Raw genomic sequence first — 23338 nt, forward strand, 5'->3', positions numbered from 1 at the left:
CGATTGCCCTTTTTTATTGAGATGCATTTAGCGCACCACATCAAAACCCAAGTCTTCTATTGTACTTACAAGGGTATCTCGATTGAGTTCCTGTGCAGCATCGCTATACACCTTAACTTCAGCCGAAGCGAGATCGACCTCTACATTTTGAACGTGCTCAAGTGCAGAGAGAGCAGACTTGATCTTACTTGAACATCCACTACAGGACATTCCTTCAACATGAAAAATATAATGCGACATGATCACTTCACTCCGAAGAAAAAGGGCGTGGTTTCCAGCGACGCAAAAGCAGAGAATTCGATAATACCGAAACCGAACTGAGTGCCATCGCAGCGCCTGCCAGCACTGGATTTAGTAAACCCAGTGCTGCCAGAGGAATACCAAGCGAGTTGTAAATAAAGGCAAAGAAAAGATTCTGTTTAACCTTAGATAAGGTGGCTTGAGACAAGTCAATTGCGTGAATCAAGCCGCTGAGTTGATTGCGCATCAGCACCACATCGGCCGCTTCAATTGCAATCTCTGAACCTGCACCAATTGCAAAAGCAACATCTGCTGTAGCAAGTGCTGGTGCGTCATTAATTCCGTCACCAACCATTGCAATCCATTTACCTTGTTGCTTCAAACGCTCGATTTCACTGAGTTTATCTTGAGGTAAAACGCCTGCGATATAATGTTGAATCTCAAGTTGCTCAGCAACCACTTGTGCAACACGTGCGGTATCACCAGTCAGCATAATGACGTCAATACCACGGGCCTTCAGTGCGGCAATTGTTGATTTTGCATCTGGACGAATTGAATCGTGTAATCCGACATACCCCTGAATCTGGCCGTTTATGGCAAGACCAATTACAGTTTGCCCTTGCTGTTCAAATTTTTCGATCAATGCTTGATCAAGCTGAACATCATGATGAGCTAGTAAGCGAGGCGATCCGAGTAGAACACGCTGTGAATCAAGTTCAGCTTGGATACCGTGACCCGGTAAAATTTCAATATTTTGCACAGGATTTGATTCGATATTCAGCTGCTGGGCATGATCAACCAATGCGCGAGCAATTGGATGTTCGGAATGGCTTTCAAGCGCGCTGATAACTGACCAAAACACTTTGGCTGTAATAGACGCTTGTATGGTGGTGCTGGCCACCACTGGCGTACCTTGCGTGAGTGTACCTGTTTTATCCAGCACGAGTGTGGTGATGCGCTGAGCATGCTCAAGTGTCTGTGCATTACGGAATAAGATACCTGATTGCGCCCCGCGCCCTGTTCCCACCATAATCGCTGTGGGTGTTGCGAGTCCGAGTGCGCAAGGGCAGGCAATCACCAAAACAGCAACTGCACTGATCAGACTGGTTGTAAATGTATCTGTAAACCACCATGTAAAGCCAAAGGTGAGTACACTGATAGTAAGAACAGCAGGAACAAAAATTGAAGAAATTTGATCGGCAAGGCGCTGGATTTCTGCTTTGGAACCTTGAGCCTGCTCCACCATGTGCACAATTCGGGCAATCATGGTGTGTTGACCAATACCAGTGGCACGAACTTTCAGTACGCCATGGTGGTTTACTGTTCCTGCAAAAAGCGAATCATCGGGCTGCTTGGAAACCGGCATGCTTTCACCCGTGAGCATTGCTTCATTTACTTCAGAATTGCCCTCAATAATTATTCCATCTACCGGAATGCTTTCTCCAGCACGAACAATAAAAATATCATTAAGCGCAAGCTGATCGACATCCACATCAATAATTTGACCATTGATCTCTTGATGTGCCTGTTTTGGCTGTAAATTTAACAGCTGCTCAATGGCTGCTCCAGTTTTGGCTTTGGCACGTGCTTCAAGTAATTTACCTAATAACACAAGGGTAATAATACTGGCACTGGCTTCGAAATAGACATGCTCTGATAAGTTGAAAAATAAAACAACACTACTAAACAAATACGCGGCACTGGTACCTAAAACCACCAATACATCCATATTGGCAGAACCGCCTCGTACTGCATTCAAGGCATGCTTATAAAAAAAACGACCACACCAAAACTGTACGGGAGTAGCCAGTAGCCACTGTATACCTCGCGGAATAATTTCATGGTAGCCCAGCATCATCGCCAGCATTTCAATGAATAACGGAAGAGTAAATAATGCAGCAGTTAAAAATAGCCATTTTTGTTGTTTAAACTGGGCAGATCGATTGGCACTTTCGATGTCAACATCTGTCTTTTTTTGCTGAGCTGTAAATCCTGCTTTCTCAATGGTCGAGATAATCTCTTGTGGCGTAATCAAGCCCTCTACATAACGCACGGATGCCGTTTCGGTGGCAAAATTAACCTGAGCATCCAATATTGGCTGGCGTTTGAGAACTTTCTCGATACGTTGGCTGCAAGCCGTACAACTCATGCCCTCAATGTTTAATTCAAGCGTGTTTTCATGAAGGGCAAAACCTGCCTTTTGAATCCCCTGAATCACGTCTTCTATCGAACTGGCGCTGCCTTGCAAACGTACTTGTGCACGCTCATTGGCGAAGCTGACCTCGGCGTGAACATCTGGTAAGCGATTCAGGACTTTTTCAATCCGCATGGCACAAGCTGTACACGACATACCGTGAACAGGAAGATTAAAGTGACGCACTTGATGTGTATGTACTGACATTTTAATTTCCTGTAAAATAAAATCAATAATACCCCAATGGGGTATATTTGTGAAGGACTCTCAATATGTCAAAACCTCAATCCGGCACCTCGAAGCACAACACATCAGAGGCTGATTCAAGTACTCAGCCTTCAGCTTGTATGCAATGTGAGACATCTGAAACTCAAACTGGCCAAAGTCCGAAGCAGGTGATTCAACCGCATAAAAAAGCATTGCTGAATCGATTGAGTCGAGTACAGGGGCAAGTCAATGGCGTCAGCCAAATGATTGAAAATGATCGATATTGTGTCGATATCATCACTCAAATTTCTGCCATTCGATCTGCGCTTGACGCAGTGTCTAGGCAATTACTTGACGATCACGTTAAAGGCTGTGTGCGCCGTGCGGTGTTAGATGACAATACAGACGAGGTCATGGATGAGCTTTTAACGCTCATTAAAAAAATGCGCTAGAAAATTGATCGTATCGCTATGAAAAACTTAACCAAGTTCTAGTTGGGAAAATAACTAAATTTCAGTATCATGATTTGCAAAGGAGAGCGTTCATGAAAAAATTTCTACCGTTGACTGTCTTGGTTGCACTGGTTGGCTGTGGCGAAAAAAAACCACTTACCCCTGAAGAACAGTGGCATGGCTACTGTACCAGCATGGGCAATGCGGCGCGTTCAATTTTGCTCGATCGTCAAAATGGCATTCAGAAAACACAAGCCGTTGAACATGCCAATAAAATTGAAGAGCCGTTCACCAAAACTTTTATTTTAAGTATTGTTGAACAGGTGTATGCACTGCCACAACAGCAAGTGACGTATAAGCCAGATGCAATCCGTGAGCAGATCCGAAGTGAAGTGACGCAAAAATGTTTGGTAACTCCACACGATAAAGTGCCAAATTACAAGCAGTTCTAATTTTAAGAGATAAGCTTAATTACTTTATAAAATAATGCCATATGATTGATTCGCCCATGTTGGCGAATCGTCTTTGAATAAAATAAAGCAACCACATGATCGATTGGAATTCTGATTAATTCAGATCACTGGGCCTGACAATTCTACAGTTTAAAACAATTTTGATTATTGCATCATGTCTAACACGGCTTTCCTCATATTTGACATTGTGTTTGCTAAAAATTCACTCATTTTATTGGCACACTCGTGTAGATACATAGATGATTTCTTTTAAAGGATCTGCAAGGTGGATATCGCATTTCATGATTAAATCATGCATGATGCATCTGCATTTTGATGAATGCAAAAGGGAGCAAAAAATCAGGAAGCAATTGCAAGAACTACAGGTATTTTGAATGGTTTTTAGCGCTGTTTAGGGTGTACTACTATTTCGCTATAAAATAACGAGAATCACGGAGAAATACGGTCCTTGCATTAACTTTTCACTTGATTTTTAGTAAAATTTTGCTGTCCATATTACTTGTGAAGCTTTAATAAGCAGGAATTCACAAGTAAATTTTTAAAAAGAGGAATAACACTGTGCTAGAAGCTTACCGCCAACACGTTGAAGAGCGTGCCGCACTCGGTGTACCACCGAAGCCACTTGATGATGCTCAAACTGCTGACTTAGTCGAATTACTTAAAAACCCGCCAGCAGGTGAAGAAGCATTCCTCGTCGACTTGCTTGAAAATCGCGTTCCAGCAGGTGTCGACCAAGCGGCATATGTTAAAGCTGCTTTCTTGGCAGCCTTGGCAAAAGGCGAAGCGACCTCTCCACTCGTTTCGAAAGAACGTGCAGTGTATTTACTTGGCACCATGCTTGGTGGTTACAACGTTGCACCATTGGTTGAGCTACTGGATGATGCCCAACTCGGTGCTTTAGCAGCAGATGCACTGAAAAAAACACTTCTTGTATTTGATGCATTCCATGATGTGGCAGACAAAGCAAAAGCGGGTAACACTAACGCGAAAGCAGTTTTGCAATCTTGGGCAGATGCTGAGTGGTTTACCAGCCGCAAAGATGTACCAGAAGAAATCAAATTAACCGTATTTAAAGTGACGGGTGAAACCAACACCGACGACTTGTCTCCAGCGCAAGATGCTTGGAGCCGTCCGGATATCCCATTACACGCAAATGCAATGTTGAAAAACGAGCGTGATGGCATCAACCCTGAAAAACAAGGTGAAATTGGTCCACTAAGCCAAATTAAAGAACTTATTGCGAAAGGCAATCAAGTTGCTTATGTTGGTGATGTTGTGGGTACAGGTTCATCTCGTAAATCTGCAACAAACTCTGTGCTTTGGTTCTTCGGTGACGAAATCGCGCACATTCCAAACAAGAAAGACGGTGGTTACTGCTTAGGTTCTAAAATCGCGCCGATTTTCTTTAATACCATGGAAGATGCTGGTGCGTTACCTGTAGAGATTGATGTTGCCAACATGAACATGGGCGACGAAATCGTTCTTAAGATTGACCACGCAGCAGCTAAAGTCACTGCGTTTAAAAACGGCGAGCAAATTGCTGAATCTGAACTTAAAACGCCAGTACTTCTAGACGAAGTACGTGCGGGTGGTCGTATTAACTTGATCGTAGGTCGTGGTTTAACTGCGAAAGCGCGTGAAGCTTTAGGTCTTGAGCCATCTACATTATTCCGTACGCCAGTACAACCTGCTGCAACAGGCAAAGGTTTTACTTTAGCGCAGAAGATGGTGGGTCGCGCTTGTGGTCTTCCAGAAGGTCAAGGCGTTATTCCGGGTACTTACTGTGAACCTAAGATGACGACTGTTGGTTCTCAAGATACCACTGGTCCAATGACACGTGACGAGTTAAAAGATTTGGCTTGCTTGGGCTTCTCTGCTGACTTGGTTATGCAATCGTTCTGTCACACTGCTGCTTATCCAAAGCCAGTCGACGTACAAATGCAACACACATTGCCAGACTTCATCATGAACCGTGGTGGTGTGTCGCTTCGTCCAGGTGACGGTATTATCCACTCTTGGTTAAACCGTATGTTGCTTCCAGATACAGTCGGTACTGGTGGTGACTCACATACACGTTTCCCAATCGGTATTTCGTTCCCAGCGGGTTCTGGCCTTGTTGCGTTCGCGGCAGCGACTGGTGTTATGCCACTCGATATGCCTGAATCTGTACTTGTGAAGTTTAAAGGTAAAATGCAGCCTGGTATTACGCTACGTGACCTTGTACATGCAATTCCTTACTACGCAATCAAAGAAGGCGATTTAACGGTAGAGAAGAAAGGTAAGAAAAACATTTTCTCTGGTCGTATCTTAGAAATCGACTTGTCGGAAATGGAAACTGACTTGACTGTTGAGCAAGCATTTGAATTGTCTGATGCGTCTGCTGAACGTTCTGCAGCGGGTTGTGCAATCACGCTTTCTGAAGAGAAAGTAGCTGAGTACTTGCGTTCAAATATTACCATGTTGAAGTGGATGATTTCACAAGGCTATGGTGATGCACGTACAATGGCGCGCCGTGTTGAAAACATGGAAAAATGGTTGGCTAATCCATCACTTCTTAAAGCGGATGCGGATGCTGAATACACCAAAGTGTATGAAATTGATCTTGCAGACATCAAAGAGCCGATTCTTTGCTGCCCGAACGACCCAGACGATGCGAAACTTCTTTCTGACGTTCAAGGCGACAAAATTGATGAAGTGTTCATCGGTTCTTGTATGACCAACATTGGCCACTTCCGTGCAGCGGGTCAGTTACTTGAGAAAGTACCAAGTGGTTCATTAACAACTCGTTTATGGTTAGCACCACCAACACGTATGGACGAACACCAGTTAATGGAAGAAGGTTTTTACAATACCTATGGTCGTGCTGGTGCGCGTACTGAAATGCCGGGTTGCTCATTATGTATGGGTAACCAAGCACGTGTTGCACCAAATACTACAGTTGTATCGACTTCTACACGTAACTTCCCGAACCGTTTGGGTCAAGGCTCTAACGTATACTTGGCATCTGCCGAGCTTGCATCTGTTGCTGCTGTACTTGGTAAATTACCAACGCCAGAAGAGTACCAACAATATGCAGCACAAATCGACAGCATGTCTGCTGATATCTACAAGTATTTGAATTTCGACCAAATGGGAGAATATACCAATGCTGCGGATAAAGTAGATACTAAGAAAATTGCTGCGGCTCAGTTAACTTAATTGATTGATGATTGAGTTTAAATGAGTAAAAAGGGGCTGAGAAATCAGCCCCTTTTTTTATGGTATTTTTTTATTATGCAAATAAAAAGCCCCGCATATTAGCGGGGCTAGTCGTATACGAATCGAGTCATATACTGTATGAGGCTCATCTCAAACTGCGCGTATTAAATCATATTTAGCTGTCAGTTGCAGCAACTATCTTCAACATTATTCAATCAGCATAAAATCTGCGGTATGCGCCAATTTTAATGGGCGTAGTGCAAAAGTCGAACGTGTATGCCGAATTCCTTTAATGGAATAAAGTTTCTTTCTTAAAAACCGCTCATAGTGTTCTGAATCCTTCACCGCAACTTTTACAAGATAGTCGTATTCTCCGGTAACCAAATGCGCCTCAATCACTTCTGGAATCTCTGCGAGTGCTTCGCTAAAGTTTTCGAGCATTTCATCGTCATGCCGTTCGAGTGTAATTTCAATAAAAAATAATTCATTAATTCCAATGGCTTTGGCATTAATATTAGCAGTATAACCATCGATAATTTTAAGTGATTCAAGCCGCTTTAGTCGTGTCCAGCAAGGTGAGGATGATAAACCGACCTCTTCGGAAAGTTGTGCAATCGTGAGTCGGCCATTACCACGAAGGGCAGATAAAATTTTCCGATCTGTACGGTCTAATGTGTATTCTGTGCTGTTCAAAATTTAAACCAAAGAAAATTATGCTGTATATTTTCAATATACATAAATTTTATGCTGTTAGAACTAAAAAAAATTGAATATTCGGTAAAATTTTTGAGAGCGTTCAAGTTAAGATGTTTTTATTCAATCAAAGTCATATGGGTAGTGATTTTGATGTGCAGCGAGTCTATTGAAAAGAAGGGTGCTTTTCAATAGGCTTGCTTCACGCGTTGAAATAGTAAAATAAGCATAAAAAAACGCAGAAATATCTGCGTTTTTTTATGCAAAATACATTTATCGAGATGCCAAAAAGTCATCAATTTCTTGACGCCATGGCACAGACGGCTGGGCACCAGATCGGGTAACGGCAATTGCGGCGGCTGCATTGGCAAAGCGTGCAGCGTCTTGTGCGGTTTTTCCTTCAAGAAGTGCCGTCACAAATGCACCGTTAAAGGTATCGCCTGCGGCAATGGTATCGATTGCATTTACTTTAAACCCTTCAATCAGTTTGCCCTGACCGTATTCACTCAGCCAAACACCACGAGAGCCCATAGTAATGACTACAGTTTTAATGCCTTTTTGATGCAACACATTTGCCGCTTCGGCAGCGTCGTGATCATCATGCACAATCACATTAGTAAGGCTCAAAGCTTCAGTTTCGTTGGGCGTAATAATATCGACCAAACGTAGTAATTCTTCTGGCAACTCACAAGCTGGCGCCGGATTTAAAATCACTTTTACGCCAGCAGCTTTGGCAAGCTTTGCAGCGTGCAAGATAGTCGCCAACGGTGTTTCAAGCTGTAAAAGAATTGCGCTTGAGCGTTGAATTAGCTCTGCATGCTGATCGATATATGCAATATCAAGCGCAGCATTGGCACCGGCATGAATACCAATAAAATTCTCTGCATGCTGATTAACAAAAATCAGTGCGACACCTGTGGTGAAACCTTCAACGGCACGTACTGCCTGAGTATCAATGTGGTCTTTGATGAGCTGGTGACGAATTTGTTCGCCCACGGCATCGCCACCTACACAGGCAATAAAACTGGTATTGGCGCCACTTCGGCCTGCTGCTACTGCCTGATTTGCACCTTTGCCACCAAACGCGACCTGATACTCCTGACCATTCAGGGTTTGTCCCGGATGAGGGAAGTGTTCAAGAGAAAGGATATGGTCAACATTGATGCTGCCAATTACAGTAAGCAAAGGACGGGTTGAACTCATTAGAAACTCTAAATTTAAAAAGCGGCGTATTATGCCTTTAATTTTAAGCGATGTATAATTTAACAAACAAGCGCTTAAAAAAAGTGGCCCATATTGCTGATTAGTTATTCAGCTTTTTTAAGCAAAGTAACAAAAATTAATAATGTTATCGTATTGTGAGAATGATATGTATAAGGAGGTGTTTTAAGACTAATTTAAGATAGAAATCCTAAAACAAATGAGTGGCATACAAACAATGATATTCTAGACTGTTGAAGGAGTCAGAGATGAATCTGCATTATACTCATAAGCCGAACTACTATTTCTTTGCACACAAACTTGTTTTGTTCCTAGAAAACTACATCAAGCATCATCCAAATCATGTGCAAGAAACCTTCAACCTAAATACGATTTATGATCTCTTTGATCATGACTTCGCTTCGAGCAGTACCAACTTAGAAGGTATTCTCAATATCGTGGACGAATACGTGATTGAAACCAATAATGGAAATGAACCATTGGTGAAAGCTTACCATATCAGCCATGACAACCATATTTTAACTATCGATTTTAACAGTAACGCAATTGCGCATCTGGCACAGGGTAAAGTGATTACCTATCCAAAGGCGGCATAACAAATGAATTCTCCATAAAACAAGCACATTCCGTGCTTGTTTTTTTTTTGAATCTCATTGCTGTATTTCACTAAGTTCATAAAATTAAATGTATAAAAACGATTCAATACGCACTGTTTTTTTACCGTTAGTTCAAAAAAGGCAACGTATTAGACCATCACTGGTATTCATAAGCAGAATTTTGTAATGCTATAAATTTTTATTATGATTTTGATATAATTAAGTCACGATTATAAAAAGAAAAAAATAAAAAAATGCGATACTGCTTTTTAATTTGATCAAAATTGATCGGGCAGTCTAAAAAAAACATTCGAAATCTCTGCAAAATTTTGTTAAATTTACCGCCCGATAAATAGCCCAATTAAATATTTGTTTAAAAACAAATGCTTATTTTTAGGCTTTTTGCATTATTTGCCCCTTGTATAAAGCTGGCAAAATCATGATTGGTAAGATAATTTTCAGATTCATGCTGTTTTTTGAGATGGCATGATCTTTGTATTGTCTCCAATTCCTCATTTTACAAATCAGTGATTATGAAGCATCACTGAATGGCGCGATAAGGTAATTCGAGTACAGGGCGATCAGTAACGACATCTTGGTTTGTTTATACAGCAGGTACAACGATGTTGACATGAGTTGCTGGAATGGGGTGTGCTCAGGTTACGGAGATGAAAATGTTTGAATATCGTGGATTGATCGGTATTTTTATTCTTTTGTTGATTGGATATATTTTTTCCAATAACCGAAGCATGATTAAAGTGAGAACGATTTTACCGGCTTTGGGTTTGCAGTTCCTGCTTGGAATTATCATTTTGTATGTCCCATTAGGAAAATACATTTTTGAACAGCTTGCCAATGGCGTAAACCATGTGATTGGTTATGCAGATTCAGGCAGCGCTTTCTTGTTCGGTGCCTTGGTCGGCGATCAGATGAACACGGTATTTAATGGCGCAGGTTTTATCTTTGCACTGAAAGTACTGCCAACCATTATTTTTGTTACTGCCCTGATTTCGATTTTGTATTATTTAAAAATCATGACGGTATTTATTAAAGTACTGGGTGGTTTGTTTCAAAAAGCGCTGGGTATCAGTAAGGTTGAGTCCTTTGCTGCGGTGACGACCATCTTTATTGGTCAAAACGAATTACCAGCCGCGTTGCGTCCATTTTTGTTACGTATGAATAAAAATGAATTGTTTACCGTCATGTGTAGTGGTATGGCTGCTGTTTCTGGTTCGGTATTGGTTGGCTATGCCGGATTAGGCGTACCCATGGAATACTTATTGGCGGCTTCGCTGATGGCGATTCCTGGCGGTATTCTGTTTGCACGTTTATTGAGTCCAGCCACTGAGCCTTCAACTGTTGAAGTATCGGATCTTGAATTTGGCGAACAACGTCCATCTAATATCATTGAAGCCGCTGCGAATGGCGCCATGATGGGGCTTAAAATTGCAGCAGGTGTCGGAACCGTGATTATGGTTTTTGTTGGCCTGCTCAGTCTGGTGAACGGTATCTTCGGTTTCGTGGGTGGATGGTTTGGCTATTCAGGCTTGAGTCTAGATGCCATTTTTGGTTATGTCCTTTCTCCTTTAGCTTATGTGATGGGCGTGGACTGGAATGAAGCGCAGTTAGCAGGTTCTTTGCTTGGGCAAAAGCTGGTCATCAATGAGTTTGTTGCTTACCTAAACTTAGCGCCGCATCTGGCAGATCAAACCATTTCGGCACATACCGCAGCCATTATTTCTTTTGGGTTGTGTGGTTTTGCCAACTTCAGCTCGATTGGTGTAGTACTCGGTGCTTTTGGTATGGTAGAACCAAAACTGACGCCCGTATTATCTAAACTTGCCATCCGTGCGTTGTTGGCCGCAACTTTATCAAACTTGATGAGCGCGACAATTGCCGGTATTTGTCTAGGCTTCGCGCTCTAATTGCGTTGTCGCAGATAGTTTTAATGCATTCAGTTTTGACCAAATACTGACAAAAATAGCCGTATTTCATTCTATAAATACGGCTTATTTTTTGCTTCCATAAACACAATAACATGGAGTTCTTATGCACATTGCAACCATTGATTATACGCATCCCGAAGCAGGGGCTGCATTTGCACAGTCGTTACGTGAAACTGGTTTTGCCGTGATTATCAATCATCCGCTGGACTGGTCATTAATCCAGTCGATCTACACCGAGTGGCTGACATTTTTTAAATCTGAGTATAAAAACAATTACCGTGTTCGTCCCGAACAAAAAGGCGGATTTTTTCCAACCGACTTATCCGAAACAGCCAAAGGTGAAACGGTCAAAGATTTAAAAGAATTTTTTCATATTTTCCCTTCTGGTGTATTTCCTTCCGAATTATCAGCGCTGAGTTTAAATTATTATCAACAAGCATTCGGCTTGGCTAAACATCTTTTACAATGGATTCAAGAGTTTACACCCGAGCATATTCGCGCTGCCTATAGTGAGCCGTTGCCCAGTATGATTGAGGGTGCGGAGGGTTTATTGCGTGTATTACGTTATACACCTGTAGCGACAGATCAAGATTATGTTCGTGCTGCTGCGCATGAAGATATTAATCTCATTACCATTTTGCCCGCTGCGACAGCACCGGGGCTTCAGGTAAAAAATGCAGCAGGTGAGTGGTACGATGTGCCTGTCGAGCCGAATTCACTGGTTATTAATATTGGCGATATGCTTCAAGAAGCGTCCCAGTTCTTTTACCCGTCGACCACCCATCGTGTGGTGAAATTCAAAGATCAAGATGCACAGCAAGAACGAATTTCGATGCCATTCTTTTTACAACCACGCGGTGATGTGGTGCTCTCGTCACGCTATACCGCCGGTGAATATCATGCAGAGCGAATGCGCGAACTCAAAGTAATCCAAGAGGGCAAAATTTTGCTATAACGTTTAGATCGATTTATATATTGCGTTTTGGCTTGAGCACGAGTTCAGGCTGTTTTTAAAAAAAAGGTAGTGGAATGACTAATACACCTCGTCAAATTATTATTGATACAGATCCAGGGCAAGACGATGCAGTTGCGATCTTACTGGCGCTGGCCAGCCCGGAACTTGATGTTTTGGCAATTACGACAGTTGCTGGAAATGTACCTTTAAGTTTGACCAGCGTAAATGCCAGAAAAGTGTGTGAATTGGCTGGTCGTCCAGACATTCCTGTATTTGCAGGATGTGATCGTCCGCTCAAACGTCCATTAATTACTGCAGAAAATGTGCATGGCAAAACGGGTTTAGATGGAATTGAATTACCTGAACCGAAAATGCCGCTTCGTCCTGAGCATTCAGTCGACTTTCTAATTGAAACCTTTCGCCGTGCACCAGAAAAATCGATTACGATTTGCTCGTTAGGCCCAATGACCAACACGGCTCAGGCACTGCTCAAAGCCCCTGATATCGCCACGCGTATTGAGCTCATTGTACTCATGGGTGGTGGTTTCTTTGAAGGCGGAAATATTACACCATCAGCTGAATTTAATATGTTTGTCGATCCTGATGCAGCAAAAGTTGTGTTTGCAGCGGGCATTCCACTTACCGTCATTCCATTAGATGTGACTCATCAGGCATTAACCTCAAAAGAGTGGGTGGATGGTCTGCGTAAAATGAACAATAAGGTTGGACCGGCTGTTGCAGCATGGACTGACTTCTTTGAGCGTTACGATATGGAAAAATATGGCTCGGAAGGTGCGCCATTACATGATCCATGTGTGATTGGCTACATGATTAATCCAGCGTTATTTACAGGCCGTTGGATTAACGTTGAAATTGAAACAGATAGCCCGCTGACTGTGGGTGCAACGGTTGCCGATTGGTGGAATGTGACTGGGCGTAAGGCCAATGCCGAGTTTTTACGTAGCATTGACCGAGATGCCTTCTTTCAATTACTGTCAGAGCGACTGGCGACTTACGCGTAATTGAAGTTGTATCAGTTATGATTAAACCCGATCAGTGTACTGCTCGGGTTTTTTTCTCGACTGCAAAGGCAATCAATAAAATAATCAGCCCACCTAGGCTGAGTACAAATCCCACCCAGATAGGTGCAATCCAGCCCATATTATGGCTCAATACCCAACCACCCAAATAGGCACCTAGTGCATTGGCTATATTGAAGGCAGAGTGATTCAGCGATGCTGCCAAGCCTTGTGCATCTCCGGCTACATCCATCAGGCGCATTTGTAATCCACCACCCAAACCCATCACCGTAATACCAATCATAAACAAGCCAGCAATGGCGGTGTACACGTTGTGCATCATGAAGCTGGCAGCAATAAAAGCCAGTGACGCACTGATGAGAACGCCAATAATGGTTCTATTGAGATTTTTATCGGCCAGCCAACCTGCCACCAAGCCGCCAATCACCATACCAATGCCCCAGATTGCCAAGGCAATCGGCACAATCTGAATACTAACTTTAGTATATTCAGTCAAAATTGGCGATACATAGCTATATACCGAAAACATGCCGCCAAAGCCAATTGCACCAACTGCAAGGGTCAGCCACATGTTGATATTTTTTAAACCGGATAGCTCACTTCGTATACTGGCCGTGCTACGGACTTGTATTTGAGGTACAAAAACTGCAACAGACACTAAGGTAACAAGGGCAATGAGGGCTGAAAATTCAAATCCTGAGCGCCAGCCAAACTGCTGGCCTACCCAAGTTGCCAGCGGTACGCCAAGTACGGTTGCAACGGTTAAGCCCATCATCATTTGCGCCACTGCAGATGCACGACGATTTGGCCCTGCCAGCTCTGCCGCCACTAAAGCGCCCACACCAAAGTATGCGCCGTGCGGAAAGCCTGCGATAAATCGCGAGACTAAAATCATATCCGGTGTTTTTGCCAGTGCAGTCAGTGCATTTGCAATGCCGTAAAATAGCATCAGGCCAAGCAGTAAAGTTTTACGTGGTACACGTGCACCCAAAATTGCAATGACTGGCGCACCAATTACCACACCAAGTGCGTAAGCACTAATAAAATGACCCGCTTGTGGCACAGTAATCTGTAGATCAGACGCTATTTCCTGTATCAGACCCATCGCGACAAATTCAGTGGTTCCAATACAAAAACCCCCACTGGCTAAAGCGAGAATGACCCAGAATAATGAAAATTGTCGGGCTGATCGAACAGAAGTGTTCGGTTTTAAAGACATAATAAAAAGACAAAATGGGAGAAAAAACAGTGAAAATTATAATGGAAAAAGAACATAAAAGCGAAGCGAACTCGGGCAAGAGGCTAGTGCGAATATCAACTTAAATTTAAGCATGATGTGTTTGATTGACTTTATTGTGCGTGCAAATACGCTTGCTGAATTGAGGTCGGTTCAAGCCATCCATGATAAGATGAGTATTATTCATAATTCGGTTTTTTTTATTGCCTTCGCGTTGTTCGATTTTGTTGCATTAAATAATGCTGGATGTGTAAATCAAAATACATTTAAAATTAGCTGTTTAGAATTAAAGAATCATCATGGGCTGTTTGTCATCCAAACGGTTTCATTTCGATGAGATGCTGAGTCGGGAGCTAACGTTCACAAGATGTTTTCCCTTACGGTTGGTCATATATAGGTTATTTTCATGCTCGAAATTCGACATCTTAAAACTTTGTTAGCACTACGTGAGCATGGGTCATTGGTTGCTGCTGCAAATGATTTATGTTTGACACCATCTGCTATTTCTCATCAATTAAAAGAACTCGATCATTGGTATGGGGTCGAGGTGGTTAATCGGCGCAGTCGTCCAGTCACTTTTTCAAATGTTGGGCAGCGTTTGCTGAAACTTGCAGATGATATTCTGCCGCAAATTCAGATTGCACAAAGTGATATCACCCGTATTGTGCATGGACAAACCGGTCGGATTATTTTTTCTTCTGAGTGTCATAGTTGTTTTGATTGGTTGATGCCATTACTGAATCAGTATCGCCAGCAGTATCCTGATGTTGATCTGGATTTTGCCTCGGGCTTTGAAGCCAACCCACATGAGCTATTGCAAAATGCCGAATTTGATTTGCTCATTACCGCAGATCCGATTGCTCTCAAAGGAGTTGAGTATTTTCCTATTTTTGAATATGAGTCACGTTTGGTCTTGTCAAATACACACCATCTGGTGCGTGCTGAAAAAGTCACTGTGCAGGATTTAGCAGAGGAAACACTGATTACCTATCCGGTCGATAAGCATCGACTTGACATCATGGCGCATCTGTTTCTGCCTGCAAATATTCAACCTAAAGAAATCCGTACCACCGATCTGACTCAAATGCTGATTCAGTTGGTTGCAAGTGGTCGGGGTATTTCGGCACTACCAGACTGGGTGGTGAATGAGTACGAGCAAAAGGGCTGGGTGACGAGTCGACGTCTGGAGTGTGTGGCGGAGCAAGGGTTGCGCCGTACCTTGTATGCAGGCTTTAGAACTGAGGAAAAAGAAAAAAGTTATTTTGAAGGGTTTTTAAAGCAGTTAGCTAAATTTTCGCAAAAACGCACCAATTATTATGCTGCCTAAATACTCAAGTGCTAGATAGAATTTATTGAATCATCATGGATTTTTGTATGAGGCCATGATGATTCAATATGTCATATATAGATGTATTTGCAGCAAGTTTTACTGTCAAGCCTTATTAATTCCACAACACTAATGAGAGTAATCCTGCCGCTATCAGTGGCCCCACCGGAACGCCTCTTAGCAGCGCTACACCTGCAATGGTACCAATTAATAACCCTGCAATAATATCGGGCTGGCTACTCATGAGCTTGACGCCTCGACCGCCTAGCCATGCCACCAGTAAGCCGACGCCGATGGCGAGCAAAGATTTATAGCTAAAAAAGGACTTTAAAATACTTTCGCCACTGAGCTGACCGCTTGCAATTGGAGTCAGTACACCAATGGTCAAAATAATAATGCCAATGTTTAATCCATGTTGCTGTAAATAGGGGAAGAAAGTATTAAGCGGGGTGAGTTTAAATAAAATTAAAACGCCTACAGCAATGGTCACAGCTGTATTTTGGCTAAAAATTCCACAGGCTAGCAATACCAGTAATACAATTAAATTGACATCAAGCTGAGACAACATCATTAACATCTTTTTATGTAAGCGGGAGCTATAGTGTAGCGCGGTTTGATCATAAGATAAAAATAAACGCTTGATTTAAAAAAGCTGGTGTACTTAAAACAGACCTTAACGTCTGCATTTTGAGTGATAACCTCATTCAAGGCATTCACTTTTTTAGCTAATCCGTTAGACTATGCCGAAAATATATCAGGTAAATTTCGGCAATGCTTCTAGAAAAAATGTTGCAATCACAAGGCTTCGGTTCACGTAAACATTGCCAGCAGCTAATTAAAAATGGGCATGTGTCTATAGGAGAGGATACCGTTACCGATTTAAAGTTGCGCGTTCAGACCGAGCACTTGCAGTTCCGTGTATTTGGTGAATCGTATATCTATCGTGAAAAGGTGTATATTGCGCTTAATAAACCACAAGGTTTTGAATGTTCGCATCAACCTCAGCATCATCAGAGTGTATTCAGTTTGCTGCCAGATATTCTGATCGATCGTGGAATAGCAGCAGTTGGACGACTCGATCAAGATACCACTGGACTACTGCTGTTGACCGATGACGGGCAATTTCTGCATGCCTTAACCCATCCTAAAAAACATGTCCCTAAGGTATATCATGTACACACGGCAGATCCGATTACTGAAGTTCAGCTGAGTCAGCTTGAGCAAGGGGTGGAACTACGTAATGAAACAGGGCTTTTCGCTGCGACCGCGGTTCAACAGCTTGATGAATATCATTTAAGCTTGACGATTCATCAAGGGGTATATCATCAGGTCAAACGCATGATCGCTGCGGTTGGAAATAAAGTTGAATCGCTGCACCGTCAGCAAATCGGGCAGTTGGTTTTACCTGAATTAGCACAAGGGGATTGGATCTATTTGTCTGATGCACAGATTCATTTAGCCAGGCAGTCTACCTAAGAAAACAGTGATAGGTTTGAAATTCCTGATCCAGCACAAAACCCATTTTTTGATATAAACGCATTGATTCGATATTGTTTTTTTGGGTTTCCAACGAGATTCTGAGCGCATTTTCATGGCGTGCAAACAAAATGGCAGTATCGATGAGTTGCTTTGCAGAGCCTTGACGGCGATAAAGTGGCGTAACGTACACATCATCTAAAATATAATAGGTCGAGCAGGCGACAGATGAAAAGCCCAAATAAAGCAGAATAAAACCAGTAAAAACATCATTTTTGATATGAATAAAAATGACACTCTGTTTGTTTTCAAAGCGTTGTTTTAAAAAATCATAGGATTGCGTTAAGTTGGATGATGCGCCATAAAACTGACGGTATTCATCAAACAATACCGCGAGTTGATTTAAATCTTCTACAGTGGCTCGTCGAACGATCATGCGATTCTCCAGCTTTATTATTATGTGTCATAGAGAAGAAGCATAACCAAAATCAAATAAGAAGAACGTTAAAACTTGTTTAAAACTGCAACATTATGGCGCTTGATCACTCTCACCGAGTAAGGCGTTCAGCTCATCAAAAAGTGCTTCATGATCATCCATGAGTAGATCGCTATCGGCTTGATCATTTTCACGTGGCGTAACAGTGGCAGATTGCGACTTGATTTTACGCAATTTGAGGAGCTGCTCCATATCGATGTTTTGATTTTCAATTGCAAAGGGGATGGATTTGGTTAAAACCACCTGCTTGAAAAAAAGACGCACGGCTTGTGCCGGTGTAATCCCCAATTGTTTGAAAACAGCAAAGGCCTGCTTCTTTTCGTGTGAATCAAGTCGAACCTGATAAACTTCTGTTTTTCGCATGAATAAAAACCAAACGATTTTTTAATTTTTAATGGCTTATTCTAAAGCAAGAATTTGTAATTTCAATCTTAAAACTAAAAAATAGCGTGGTTGTCATTACGATCAAATGACAAAGAAAGTGACTGTCTTGAGCAAAAGTACATTTCAGTTTGTGTAATGGGGTCGACAAACTGTAATTCTTTTGCCAAAAGTTGTAAGGGGTTGGAAAAGTCATCGTCGGCTTTGTGTGCCAAAAATGGATAAAGCGGATCGTTCTGGATAGCAAGCCCTAAATGAGCCAAATGCACACGAAGTTGATGCTGTTTTCCGGTTTTGGGGCTTAAACGATATTTTGCCCAATGATTTGAATACTCTAGACATTCAATCCAGGTTTCACTATTCGGCTCGGCGTCTGGATTGACTTTCATGGTGTAAAACGGCTCACCTTTGCTCATGTTGAGTCGAACTGTGCGAGGAAACTGAAACGTGTGATGATAAGGGGCGATGGCATGATAGGTTTTTTGCACATCGCGCGCTGCAAATAAAGATTGATACACACCGCGGGATTCAGGTTTTTTACAAAACATCACCACACCCGCCGTTTCACGATCAAGACGATGGATTGGAGTTAGATCGGGAGTTTGGCCACTTTGTTTTAAGCGAACCAGCAGTGTTTCTTGTACATACTTGCCGGTGGGTGTCATGGTTAAAAAATGTGGTTTATCGACCACCAGTAGATGTTCATTTTCAAATAAAATCTCATGCTGAAATGGCACTGCAACTTCATGCGATAAAAAACGATAATAAAAAATATGCTGGTTGGATAAATAGGGGCTAGCTATACTCAGCGTTTGGCCTTGAGCATCGATAATTAGTCCATCATCTAAGCGCTGTTGCCATTCTGAGGCTAATATATGAGGAAAATGCGCACACAGGTAAGCAAAAGTTGTTTCAGGTGGTTTGCCATGCATGCTGGGTAAAAATACTTTGCTGGCACTTACGCCTTGACGAGTAGGAGGGATAAATTCGTGTGCGGTCATGTTGGCCATTTTGGAGATATCGCTAGAGAGTCAGGCTGTTTGAAAAGCAAGCAGCTTTTTACTTGATCATAGGCTTTTAAACATTCAGGATGGTATTATACACAGTCCGATTGAATCATGTATGAGCGTAATGCAGTATTCCCTTCGTTTAACCCTAGCGGATGAACTCGACACACAAAAACTGGCAACAACACTCTCTAGTGTGATCCAAGAAGGTGTGGTGTATTTAATTGGCGATTTAGGCGCAGGCAAAACCACGTTTACTCGTCATTTTCTGCAAGCACTGGGTCATCAGGGGGCAGTAAAAAGTCCAACCTATACCTTGGTCGAGCCGTATCGTATCCAGCAAAAAGAGATATTTCATTTCGACTTGTATCGCCTTAACGATCCCTATGAGCTTGAGTTAATGGGAATTCGGGATTATCTGGATGTTCCGCATGCTTTGTTTTTGTTTGAATGGCCATCGAAGGGAGAAAACGAGATTCCAGAGCCGGATATCATCATTCAAATTGAAAAATCTGAAGATGATCTTGAACGATATGTGACGATTGAATTGAATGATGCTCAGCAATACGCACAATTAAAGGACCTCATTTAACATGCTGCAAGAATCCCGCGATCTGCGACGTATTCATACTCTCGATCCTGCGCTGGCCAACCAGATTGCGGCTGGTGAGGTGATTGAGCGGCCTGCATCGGTTGTGAAGGAATTACTTGAAAATGCAATTGATGCAGGCGCAACCGAACTGATCATTCGCGTCGAGCAAGGTGGCGCTACGCTCATTGAAATCATCGACAACGGTCAGGGGATTCATAGTGACGATTTACCGCTGGCGGTAATGCGTCATGCCACAAGTAAGATCAAGACTTCCGACGATTTGCATGCCATCGTAAGTTTGGGATTTCGAGGCGAAGCCTTGGCATCGATTGCCGCCGTATCTCGCTTAACGCTAATGAGTAGTCAATCTGACGATGGCGTCGGGTATCAGGTTGAAGTCAATGGTACAGCCTTTGATCATCAAGCGATTCAACCTGTTGCGCTCAGAAAGGGCACACACATTCGTGTACAGGACTTATTTTTTAATGTTCCTGCGCGGCGTAAATTTTTAAAAAAACCCAGTACCGAATTTGGACATATCGAAGAAATTGTTAGACGTCTGGCACTGACACATTTTGATATTCGGTTTATGTTAGAGCACAACAATCAGGTTCGTTTGAATTTACCTGTAGCAGACAGCGGACAACTGCGTTTTCAGCGTGTTCAGCAACTGCTTGGGCATCAGTTTACTCAAAATGCCTATTGGCTCGATACGCAAAGTATTTCCATGCGATTGTCGGGCTGGTTGGGTCATCCCTCCGACGCGCGCCCACAGGCCGATTTGCAATATGTCTATGTGAATGGCCGTATAGTCAAAGATAAAACCATTTCACATGCACTGCGCATGGCTTACGATGGGATTTTGCATGGTCATCAGTATTCGGCTTATTTACTGTTTTTAGAGGTCGATCCAGAACAAATTGATGTCAATGTACATCCCACCAAGCATGAGATTCGCTTTTTAAACCAGCGTGAAGTGCATGAGTTTGTACGGCATTATGCCAAAGAAACACTCTCACAATTTCAGACCGCAGCGGCCGAGTTGTCTCAGGCCATGAAACCTGAACAATTGCCTATTGAGCGCATGCCGCAGCCGAGCTATCAAGAACAATTTAGTTTGCACCGCGCTGAAACAGCATCAACTCAAGCACTGCATGAGGCCGATCACACACAGGCGGCAACTACAGCCGTATCAACAGAGCTGTTAACCGAATTTAATGCCAGTCGGCCCAATTCTGTCGATTATTCGCGACGCCCACAACCTGTGAGTGATCCAGAGCGGCTCAACAATGCCCTTAAAAGTTATCTAGCTCCATTGCGTGAGCAAACAGAGGCGGTAGAAAATACGGCAGAACGTCAAGCAGAGTCCGAAGTAGATGAGTTTCCGCTGGGAATTGCCATAGCACAATTGCACGGTATTTATATTCTGGCGCAAAATACCGAAGGCTTGATTATTGTTGATATGCATGCTGCACATGAGCGTATTTTATTACAACAGATGAAATCTGCGTGGGATAAGCCCGAGTTTTGGATTTCACAGCAATTGCTCATTCCTAAAGTGGTTTCAATTACACGTATGCAAGCGGCACGGATTGAAGATCTGAAAGATCAGCTGGCGCGATTGGGTCTGGATATTGATCAGTATGGTGATGATCAAGCGATTGTGCGTGGAGTTCCGGCCATTTTGCATAAAGCTAATTTTGAGAAACTGATTCCTGAGCTTTTGCATGATCTGGATCCAAATGATCAGGCACAGGCGCTTATGCATAAGCGTGATGCCATTTTGGCTGGCATGGCATGTCACGGTGCAGTTCGTGCACATCGCATGCTGAGTCTGTCTGAAATGAATGCTTTGTTACGTCAAATGGAGCAGACAGAATTCGCCAGTCAGTGTAATCATGGCCGTCCAACATGGCGCGCCTTTCCACTTCATCAACTTGACAAGCTTTTTGCTCGAGGAGAATAGTTTTTCATGTCAACTTCTTTGCCCGTAATCAATTTGATGGGGCCGACCGCAAGCGGTAAAACAGCCTTGGCATGTGAACTGTATGAACAGGGTCAATTTGAACTGATTTCTGTAGATTCTGCATTGATTTATCAAGATATGGATATCGGTACAGCAAAGCCCACCAAAGAAGAGCAGGCACAATATCCGCATCATTTAATTGATATTATTACGCCGCTAGAAGTGTATTCTGCTGCGCAATTTGTCGATGATGCCACGCGCTTGATCGACCAGTGCCACCAGCAAGGCAAAACGCCTATTTTAGTTGGTGGAACCATGCTGTACTTCAAGGCCTTACTTGAAGGACTGTCAAGCAATCTTCCAAGTGCAAATGCTGATATTCGGGCAGAAATTGAACAGCAGGCTGCGCTTGAAGGGTGGGAAGCTGTGCATGAACAATTGAGCAAAGTGGATCCGACCGCAGGTGAAAAGTTTAATGTATCTGATCGCCAGCGTATTATTCGCGCACTAGAAGTCTATCGATTGACTGGTATACCGATTACGCAATTACAAATGGAGCAACCGAAAAATTTACCATATCGTTACACATTTCATAACTATGCTTTGCTGCCAGATCGGGTAGAATTACATCGGCGAATTGAGCAAAGATTGCTCAAAATGTGGGATATCGGTTTTTTAAATGAGGTGGAAGCTTTAATTAAAAAATACGATTTGAATGAAAATTTACCTTCAATGCGGTCTGTCGGGTATCGTCAAGCACTCGATTTTCTGTTAAAAAGTGATAAAAGTCACATAAATAGGAGGGAAATGGAAGATAAGGCATTATTCGCGACACGACAACTTGCGAAACGTCAATACACTTGGTTACGTTCGTTGCAAGAAAAGCACTATTTTAAAACTTATTTAACTATAAAGCAGGCTCAACAAGACTTGCGAAACTCTTATGGATAAAGCAAAATTTACATACTATCTTTTTTATAAATTTTAATTGAAAAATAAAGATGGTTTTTTGCGCTGATTTTAATTTTTTTGGAGTTATAAAATGTCTAAAGGTCAAACATTACAAGATCCGTTCTTAAATTCTCTCCGTAAAGAACGTATTCCTGTGTCAATCTTTCTTGTGAATGGTATTAAATTACAAGGTCACATTGAATCTTTCGACCAATACGTAGTGTTGCTAAAAAATACGGTAAGCCAAATGGTTTACAAGCATGCAATTTCAACTGTAGTTCCTGCACGTAACCCACGTCCAGCAGGCGCTCCAGCTGGTGCACCACAAGGTGGTTTTGGTGGTCAGGGTGGTGGCTTCGGCGGTCAAGGTAGCGGCTTCGGCGGTCAAGGCGGTGGCTTCGGTGGTCAAGGTGGCTTCGGTGGTCAAGGCGGCTTCGGTGGTCAAGGCGGCGGCTTCGGCGGTCAAGGCGGCTTCGGTGGTCAAGGTGGCTTTGGTGGTCAAGGCGGCGGCTTCGGTGGTCAAGGTGGCTTCGGCGGTCAAGGCGCTTCTGGCTTTGACAACGATACAAAATTCGAAGATGGACAGGACGACGATTCTAACAACCGTTAATCTGTTTCAATAAAAAAACCTCAGTCAATATGACTGAGGTTTTTTTTATCTAAAATATAAAAAAAGAACCAGCATTTGGC

At 42.7% G+C, this 23338-nt stretch carries 22 protein-coding genes; 13 read left to right on the forward strand and 9 right to left on the reverse strand.

Annotated elements, in window-relative coordinates; translation table 11 throughout:
• Positions 1 to 27 precede the first annotated feature (27 nt).
• The gene (locus QLG00_RS03080) at positions 28 to 240 is read right to left on the reverse strand and encodes a cation transporter (RefSeq protein ID WP_282470483.1); all 213 of its coding nucleotides are present in this window, start codon (positions 238 to 240) and stop codon (positions 28 to 30) included.
• Between the two features lie 7 nt (positions 241 to 247).
• Complete coding sequence (locus QLG00_RS03085) at positions 248 to 2641, reverse strand: heavy metal translocating P-type ATPase (RefSeq protein WP_282470484.1); 2394 nt, start codon at positions 2639 to 2641, stop codon at positions 248 to 250.
• 65 nt (positions 2642 to 2706) lie between these two features.
• Between QLG00_RS03085 and QLG00_RS03090 the strand changes: the two genes are divergently transcribed.
• From QLG00_RS03090 to QLG00_RS03100, 3 genes are all read left to right on the forward strand, one after another.
• The gene (locus tag QLG00_RS03090) at positions 2707 to 3093 is read left to right on the forward strand and encodes a metal-sensitive transcriptional regulator (protein ID WP_004948210.1); all 387 of its coding nucleotides are present in this window, start codon (positions 2707 to 2709) and stop codon (positions 3091 to 3093) included.
• Between the two features lie 92 nt (positions 3094 to 3185).
• Positions 3186 to 3545 (forward strand): hypothetical protein, encoded by a 360-nt coding sequence (locus tag QLG00_RS03095; RefSeq protein WP_282470485.1) that lies wholly within the window; start codon positions 3186 to 3188, stop codon positions 3543 to 3545.
• A 579-nt stretch (positions 3546 to 4124) separates the two neighbouring features.
• On the forward strand, positions 4125 to 6764 hold the full coding sequence (locus tag QLG00_RS03100) for a bifunctional aconitate hydratase 2/2-methylisocitrate dehydratase (protein WP_055414801.1): 2640 nt from the start codon (positions 4125 to 4127) through the stop codon (positions 6762 to 6764).
• A 207-nt stretch (positions 6765 to 6971) separates the two neighbouring features.
• Here the strand turns inward: QLG00_RS03100 and QLG00_RS03105 are convergent, their stop codons facing one another.
• Both QLG00_RS03105 and rbsK read right to left on the reverse strand, forming a co-directional pair.
• Positions 6972 to 7457, reverse strand: a complete 486-nt coding sequence (locus QLG00_RS03105) for an Lrp/AsnC family transcriptional regulator (RefSeq protein ID WP_004948198.1) — start codon at positions 7455 to 7457, stop codon at positions 6972 to 6974.
• A gap of 273 nt (positions 7458 to 7730) precedes the next feature.
• Positions 7731 to 8660 carry a ribokinase gene (gene rbsK, locus QLG00_RS03110; RefSeq protein WP_004938810.1) on the reverse strand — a complete coding sequence of 310 codons (930 nt, stop codon included), beginning with the start codon at positions 8658 to 8660 and terminating at the stop codon, positions 7731 to 7733.
• 266 nt (positions 8661 to 8926) lie between these two features.
• Between rbsK and QLG00_RS03115 the strand changes: the two genes are divergently transcribed.
• The 4 genes from QLG00_RS03115 to QLG00_RS03130 all read left to right on the forward strand — a co-directional run bounded on the left by QLG00_RS03115 (position 8927) and on the right by QLG00_RS03130 (position 13197).
• Positions 8927 to 9274: a hypothetical protein gene (locus QLG00_RS03115; RefSeq protein WP_055414805.1), complete on the forward strand. Its 348-nt coding sequence runs from the start codon at positions 8927 to 8929 to the stop codon at positions 9272 to 9274.
• Between the two features lie 674 nt (positions 9275 to 9948).
• Positions 9949 to 11199: a NupC/NupG family nucleoside CNT transporter gene (locus QLG00_RS03120; protein WP_004938801.1), complete on the forward strand. Its 1251-nt coding sequence runs from the start codon at positions 9949 to 9951 to the stop codon at positions 11197 to 11199.
• Between the two features lie 124 nt (positions 11200 to 11323).
• Positions 11324 to 12175, forward strand: a complete 852-nt coding sequence (locus QLG00_RS03125; protein WP_282470486.1) for a 2OG-Fe(II) oxygenase family protein — start codon at positions 11324 to 11326, stop codon at positions 12173 to 12175.
• Between the two features lie 74 nt (positions 12176 to 12249).
• Positions 12250 to 13197, forward strand: coding sequence for a nucleoside hydrolase (locus tag QLG00_RS03130; RefSeq protein WP_282470487.1), 948 nt, complete (start codon positions 12250 to 12252; stop codon positions 13195 to 13197).
• 31 nt (positions 13198 to 13228) lie between these two features.
• On the opposite strand, the gene QLG00_RS03135 is transcribed toward QLG00_RS03130, so the two are convergent.
• Entirely contained in the window at positions 13229 to 14434 is a 1206-nt protein-coding gene (locus tag QLG00_RS03135) for an MFS transporter (protein ID WP_004938790.1), read from the reverse strand.
• Between the two features lie 424 nt (positions 14435 to 14858).
• On the opposite strand from QLG00_RS03135, the gene QLG00_RS03140 reads away from it, so the two are divergent.
• Positions 14859 to 15779 carry a LysR family transcriptional regulator gene (locus QLG00_RS03140; protein ID WP_004938788.1) on the forward strand — a complete coding sequence of 307 codons (921 nt, stop codon included), beginning with the start codon at positions 14859 to 14861 and terminating at the stop codon, positions 15777 to 15779.
• A gap of 115 nt (positions 15780 to 15894) precedes the next feature.
• Here the strand turns inward: QLG00_RS03140 and QLG00_RS03145 are convergent, their stop codons facing one another.
• Positions 15895 to 16347, reverse strand: a complete 453-nt coding sequence (locus QLG00_RS03145) for a DUF441 domain-containing protein (protein WP_004948191.1) — start codon at positions 16345 to 16347, stop codon at positions 15895 to 15897.
• A 203-nt stretch (positions 16348 to 16550) separates the two neighbouring features.
• Between QLG00_RS03145 and QLG00_RS03150 the strand changes: the two genes are divergently transcribed.
• A complete protein-coding gene (locus QLG00_RS03150; protein ID WP_004938780.1) occupies positions 16551 to 17255 on the forward strand; it encodes a 16S rRNA pseudouridine(516) synthase in 705 nt (234 codons plus the stop codon).
• On the opposite strand, the gene QLG00_RS03155 is transcribed toward QLG00_RS03150, so the two are convergent.
• The 3 genes from QLG00_RS03155 to QLG00_RS03165 all read right to left on the reverse strand — a co-directional run bounded on the left by QLG00_RS03155 (position 17248) and on the right by QLG00_RS03165 (position 19142).
• On the reverse strand, positions 17248 to 17691 hold the full coding sequence (locus QLG00_RS03155) for a GNAT family N-acetyltransferase (protein WP_282470488.1): 444 nt from the start codon (positions 17689 to 17691) through the stop codon (positions 17248 to 17250). The two genes, QLG00_RS03150 and QLG00_RS03155, sit on opposite strands and share 8 nt — an antisense overlap.
• Positions 17692 to 17784: 93 nt before the next feature.
• Positions 17785 to 18114, reverse strand: coding sequence for a type II toxin-antitoxin system RelB/DinJ family antitoxin (locus QLG00_RS03160; RefSeq protein ID WP_151820802.1), 330 nt, complete (start codon positions 18112 to 18114; stop codon positions 17785 to 17787).
• 74 nt (positions 18115 to 18188) lie between these two features.
• Positions 18189 to 19142, reverse strand: a complete 954-nt coding sequence (locus tag QLG00_RS03165) for a pseudouridine synthase (RefSeq protein ID WP_282470489.1) — start codon at positions 19140 to 19142, stop codon at positions 18189 to 18191.
• A gap of 121 nt (positions 19143 to 19263) precedes the next feature.
• Here QLG00_RS03165 and tsaE point away from each other — a divergent pair, with 121 nt between their 5' ends.
• The 4 genes from tsaE to hfq all read left to right on the forward strand — a co-directional run bounded on the left by tsaE (position 19264) and on the right by hfq (position 23258).
• A complete protein-coding gene (gene tsaE / locus QLG00_RS03170) occupies positions 19264 to 19731 on the forward strand; it encodes a tRNA (adenosine(37)-N6)-threonylcarbamoyltransferase complex ATPase subunit type 1 TsaE (protein WP_218261813.1) in 468 nt (155 codons plus the stop codon).
• A gap of 1 nt (position 19732) precedes the next feature.
• Entirely contained in the window at positions 19733 to 21697 is a 1965-nt protein-coding gene (mutL, locus tag QLG00_RS03175; RefSeq protein WP_151808348.1) for a DNA mismatch repair endonuclease MutL, read from the forward strand.
• Positions 21698 to 21703: 6 nt separating this feature from the next.
• A complete protein-coding gene (gene miaA / locus QLG00_RS03180; protein WP_025095486.1) occupies positions 21704 to 22648 on the forward strand; it encodes a tRNA (adenosine(37)-N6)-dimethylallyltransferase MiaA in 945 nt (314 codons plus the stop codon).
• Positions 22649 to 22739: 91 nt separating this feature from the next.
• Complete coding sequence (gene hfq / locus QLG00_RS03185; protein WP_004948171.1) at positions 22740 to 23258, forward strand: RNA chaperone Hfq; 519 nt, start codon at positions 22740 to 22742, stop codon at positions 23256 to 23258.
• Positions 23259 to 23338 lie beyond the last annotated feature (80 nt).

It is taken from the genome of Acinetobacter sp. V89_7, assembly GCF_029967895.1.
Classification (GTDB): Bacteria; Pseudomonadota; Gammaproteobacteria; order Pseudomonadales; family Moraxellaceae; genus Acinetobacter; species Acinetobacter soli.